We start from the raw sequence: 4,704 nt of genomic DNA on the forward strand, positions 1-4,704 counted from the left end.
CCTTGGGAGCGAGAGGCCGCAGGTTCGAATCCTGTCATCCCGATCTTCCTGACTGTGTTTGGAACTTCCAGACACTTTTTACTGTCCCAATCCTGGCAAGATGTTTGCTAGAATCAATAGGACAGATAATTAATGGACACTCTTCTCCAGGGTTTAATGGGACAGCTCAGTGGTAGCGCGGTCGGACAGATCGCAGAGCAGCTCGGTGTAGATGAAGGCACCGCACAGAACGGTATTCAGGCCGCACTGCCGATTCTTCTGGGCGCACTGGTGCGCAATGCACAAAGCGAAGACGGTGCACAGTCGCTCGACAATGCCCTCGCGAGCGATCACGATGGCAGTATCCTTGACAATCTCAGCGGCGCGATCTCAGGCCACCAAGAGGGTCCCGGAGCCGCAATTCTTGGGCATATTCTGGGCGGGCAGACCAACCAGATCAGCAATGTAGTCGGCCAGAGCCTGGGAGGTGCCAATGGTGGTGCGCTGTTGCAGATGCTCGCGCCAATCGTGATGGGCTATCTTGGCCAGCAGAAGCAACAGCAGGGGCTCGATGTGATGGGTCTTGCGGGAATGCTCCTCGGTGGCGGCGGCAGTCAACAGCAGCAAGCACAGCCTGCGGCAAGCGGGATGATAGGGATGGTCGGCCAGCTCCTAGATCAGAACCACGATGGCTCCCCCGTAGATGACATCATCGGGCTCGCCGGGCGCTTTCTCAAGCGCTAACCGGCCGTTTAGGGGTTAGTGCAACAGGTGCCGGGCGATATTCAGATAAATCAAAAGCCCTGTTGCATCCACCAGGGTCGAGATCAAGGGCGCTGATACCAGGGCCGGATCAATTTTTAGCTTTTGGGCTGCCATTGGGATCAGCGATCCCATCAAATTTGCCCAGGTGCAGACAGCAACTACAGTCAGAGACACAACCAAGCTGAGGTCCAGTGGATTGCCGCGTAGCCGTGCCCAGACAAGCGCAATGGCTCCTAGGAGTACCCCGAGAAGAACCCCTCCCATAAGCTCACGGAGCAGGACACGGGAGAGATCACGGCCTCGCACTTCACCAAGGGAAATCGCGCGAATAATAGTGGAGACACTCTGCGCTCCCGTGTTGCCCCCGGTTCCGGTGAGAAGTGGAATAAAGGCAGCCAGTGGCGAGACAGAGTGCTCATCCGCGGTGTGAAGAATTTCGCTCGTCAGTGTTCCGCCGACAAACAACAGCATCAGCCAGCCCACTCGTGAGCGCACGACCCGCCAAATCGGCACAGAGAAGTAGGACAGATTACGCATTCCCGGCTCAGCGGAGATAGCGCTCTGTCTGAGGAGGTCTTCAGTCTGCTCCTCGCGCAAAATATCTACCACGTCATCAATGGTCACGATTCCCGCCATCGTGCCATTGGGCAGAATAACCGGAAGTGCGGTGAAATCGTACTTGGTGACGAGGCGTGCGACCTCTTCCTGGTCTAAATCCGCAGGAATCGAGACCACATCACAGATCATGAGTTCACTCAAGAGTTGGTTGGGCCTGGCACGAAGTAAGTCCCGCAGCGAGAGCACCCCCACCAAGCGCTCCCCCGCCAGAACGTAGAGAGCGTTAAAGGTCTCCGCCTCGTCGGCAAAGCTTCTTAGCGTCGCAAATGCCGACTCCGCACTCTGATCGGGTGACAGGCTGACGAACCGATCGGTCATCAAACGACCGGCAGTACCCTGCTTGAAGGCGAGCAGATCCCGGACATCCTGTGCATCCTCAGGATCCTGGCGCGCCAAGCTCGTGAGAAGAGATTCCTGTTTCTCTGGGGTTGTCACCTCAGAGACTAGCTCCGCGACATCGTCGGCGGGCAAGAGTCCTAGTAAAACGGAGATGCGCTCGGGGACTTCGTTATCGAGTAGGTAGCGTGCGGTGTCCGAGTCGAGCTCATCGAGCACTTCCGCAGCACGATCCGAGTCGAGGATACGGAACAGACGAATAGACTCGTCGTCGTCGAGGCGCTCCATGACCTCGGCAATATCCGCAGGGTGGTAGCCGTCGAGGAGCGCGATCAGCGGAGCATCGTCGGGCGTGCGGAGCACACTGCGCAGGCCGTCCTCAAGACGCTCGGTGTTTTTTTCGAGTGTTTCCATCCGGATCATGTGAGGTATCCTCATCATGCAACCGGGAAAGAAGGTTTTTGGAAGTCGCGACGGGCATCAGTGCCCTATCGCTTTAGAAGCTTAAGAGCGGGTTGTCCGTCGCGACGGCATTAAGCCTTCGTCCGTCGCATTTTCTTTCATGGGTGTTTCTTGTTGGTGACTGGAACCGTCCGACATTTCGGGCTCTCCTGGCTTCCCGCGTTATAAAGCGCCTGAGGAAACCGGGCGATTGTATCGCTTTCTGACCCTCTCGGCAAGAGCCAGACGTAACCAAAGTCACCACGTAGGCGTCCTATCCGGTACAATAGGAACATTGTGCGGATGCTTCGATTTTCACTTACCCTCATAGCCGCTCTCGCGGCGCTTCTCCCCGCTCTGGCGCAGACTGACCTGCGAGATATTGTCACGGATCTTAAAGCCAGAAGTCCGAAGTGTGTTATCTTGATCATGGATGTCTCTGAGTCTATGAAAGTGGACGACTACAACCGTAAGATGCGTGATGCAGCCGGAACTATCTTAAAAGACAGCCTGAGCGACGGTGATCAAGTGGTACTCTACACGTTTGGAGCGAGCTACAAGAAAATCTTTGACGAGACTCCAGGCACTCCTGCGGCACGACGAAAGCTCATGGATCAGCTCCCCCTCAAGCCCGAGCCGGGCGAAGGCACCAACATCCGTCAGCCGCACCACGAAGCGCTCAAGCTCGCACGGGCCTCGGGGAAGACGCCGTTTCTTGTGATCCTGACGGACTCCTTCAACGATCCGCCCAAGAACACCCCCACTGCCTACACGGAGTACCAAAAATACTACACCCCAGGCAAGCTGGAGATCTATCCGAACACCCCAGAAAACCAGGACTACGAGTCACAGCTCACGTGGATGACGGGCAGCGAGGGCAAGACCTTTGGAATTGGGGTGGAGATTCTCCCCTCAGGCCGCCCCAAAGAGCGCTTTAAAGTTGCGCCGAAGGAAACCATCGTCGCCACTCCAGAGCCGACACAACAAAGCTCCCCTATTTCGACTCCCACGTCAAAACCCGATGAGTTCCCGTGGGCGCTCCTCCTTGGTGTGGGCAGTGTTGCCGTGCTAGGAATCCTCTTTACGATTTTACGCCCCAAACCTCTGCCCCTGCGCATCGTGGGTACGGGAGCGCCGCGTGACTTTGACGTCCGTGGCAATACTGTTCTACGCCTCGGTGGCGAAGGGGGCTCCGCAGCGCTAGATGCCTATCCCATTGCGGGCACAAAGGAAGTTATCGCCACGGTCAAAGGCGGGCGCGGTGAATTTACGCTGGAGCCGCAACCTGGAGTCAAGGCCCGTGTCTACCACAATGGCATGCCGCTGGAAAAATCATCGCCCCTACGCTACGGCGATGAGGTTCGAGTGAGCATCTTAGATAGTAATGGGGCGCTTGTAAAAGAGTCCCGGCTGAAGTTTAGCAACCCAAACCAACCGATCTGAAACGAAAACTAGAGGAAAACTGTGAGATTGACCCGTCTTTTCTGCCTGCTCATCGCCGCTCTTGCGCTAGCGTTGCCCTCCCTGGCAAAGCCTGAACTGAAACCGACTGAGGATCTGAAGAGCTTCTACCGCGCTGGGGAAAAGTACACCCTTCACATGGAGTATAAAGACCCGGATGGCTATGCCCTCAAGAGCGCGACCTTCCACGACCGCTCCGGCGATGGTGAACCCAATTTTCCCGCCAAAGAGCTGAGTGGGAATACAGAAAGTGGCTTGAAACTCACTTGGGAAATTAATAGCTTCGCCAAGGGAGATCATAAAAGTTTCTTTGAAGTCGAGAATGAGAAAGGCCTCAAGACACGTTATCCCTCCAATGAATCCGACAGCTATGTCTTTGTCGTCGAGAGTCTGGTAGACAAGTGGATCGTGATGGGAGTTGGGCTACTGATCTGCATCTTCATGCTCCCCTTTCTGGTCTATCTCATCGCCCGCTCGACAAACAAGCAAGGCAATCCCTCTAGCGCGGCTCGTATTGGGCTGATTCTCGGAATTTTTGCGGCCCTGGCGCTCTTCATTTTTCAGTTCGTAAGCTGGTATAGCCCGCTTGTCTTGGTACTTGGCGGGATCGCCGCTCTCTTTGTACTAGTGGTTGTGCTCACACGGCGCTAGAAACCTGACTATGGAACTCATTCCCGCCGACCTGGGCGGCAGCCGCGCCATCGCCCTGTTTCAAATGCGCGCCGCGCAAGCCAATGCCAGTCAGCGCTCGTCACGGCGACTGCGTAACACCTTGCTCAGCTCGGGGAAATCGAATTTTTTCATCCGGCTCTGGGCGAAAGAGACGGGGCTACAGGGCGAGGCGGCGGAGCAAGCCGTCCGTAGTGTGAGTGGGCAGCTCTATGGCATCTTGTTTGGACTGGGAGGTGGTCTAGGTCTGAATCTGGGCATTCAGAGCGCGATCATGGGATTTGTAGCACACATGCCTATCGGAGCCGCCGTGATGGGAGCGGCCTCGGTTGCAGGGCTGACAATGGCGACCCAGATTCCGGGGGGTCTTCTGCGCCGCTGGGGCAAGGCTCCCCTGAACGAGCACGAGCTGGATATGCTTCTGGCGCAAGAAGA

General features: G+C 56.4%; 5 protein-coding genes. 4 read left to right on the forward strand and 1 reads right to left on the reverse strand.

Going from position 1 to position 4,704, the window contains the following annotated elements; all coding sequences use genetic code 11:
- Positions 1 to 132 precede the first annotated feature (132 nt).
- Entirely contained in the window at positions 133 to 723 is a 591-nt protein-coding gene (locus ACH2EH_RS10820; RefSeq protein ID WP_395141557.1) for a DUF937 domain-containing protein, read from the forward strand.
- A 15-nt stretch (positions 724 to 738) separates the two neighbouring features.
- Here the strand turns inward: ACH2EH_RS10820 and mgtE are convergent, their stop codons facing one another.
- Positions 739 to 2,121 carry a magnesium transporter gene (gene mgtE, locus ACH2EH_RS10825; protein WP_395141558.1) on the reverse strand — a complete coding sequence of 461 codons (1,383 nt, stop codon included), beginning with the start codon at positions 2,119 to 2,121 and terminating at the stop codon, positions 739 to 741.
- 321 nt (positions 2,122 to 2,442) lie between these two features.
- Between mgtE and ACH2EH_RS10830 the strand changes: the two genes are divergently transcribed.
- From ACH2EH_RS10830 to ACH2EH_RS10840, 3 genes are all read left to right on the forward strand, one after another.
- Complete coding sequence (locus ACH2EH_RS10830) at positions 2,443 to 3,582, forward strand: vWA domain-containing protein (RefSeq protein ID WP_395141560.1); 1,140 nt, start codon at positions 2,443 to 2,445, stop codon at positions 3,580 to 3,582.
- 27 nt (positions 3,583 to 3,609) lie between these two features.
- On the forward strand, positions 3,610 to 4,251 hold the full coding sequence (locus ACH2EH_RS10835) for a hypothetical protein (RefSeq protein ID WP_309695923.1): 642 nt from the start codon (positions 3,610 to 3,612) through the stop codon (positions 4,249 to 4,251).
- Positions 4,252 to 4,261: 10 nt separating this feature from the next.
- The coding region (locus ACH2EH_RS10840; RefSeq protein ID WP_395141562.1) for a hypothetical protein at positions 4,262 to 4,704 on the forward strand (443 nt) is incomplete at its 3' end.

Origin of the sequence: Armatimonas sp. (assembly GCF_043760365.1) — a bacterium.
Classification (GTDB): domain Bacteria; phylum Armatimonadota; class Armatimonadia; order Armatimonadales; family Armatimonadaceae; genus Armatimonas.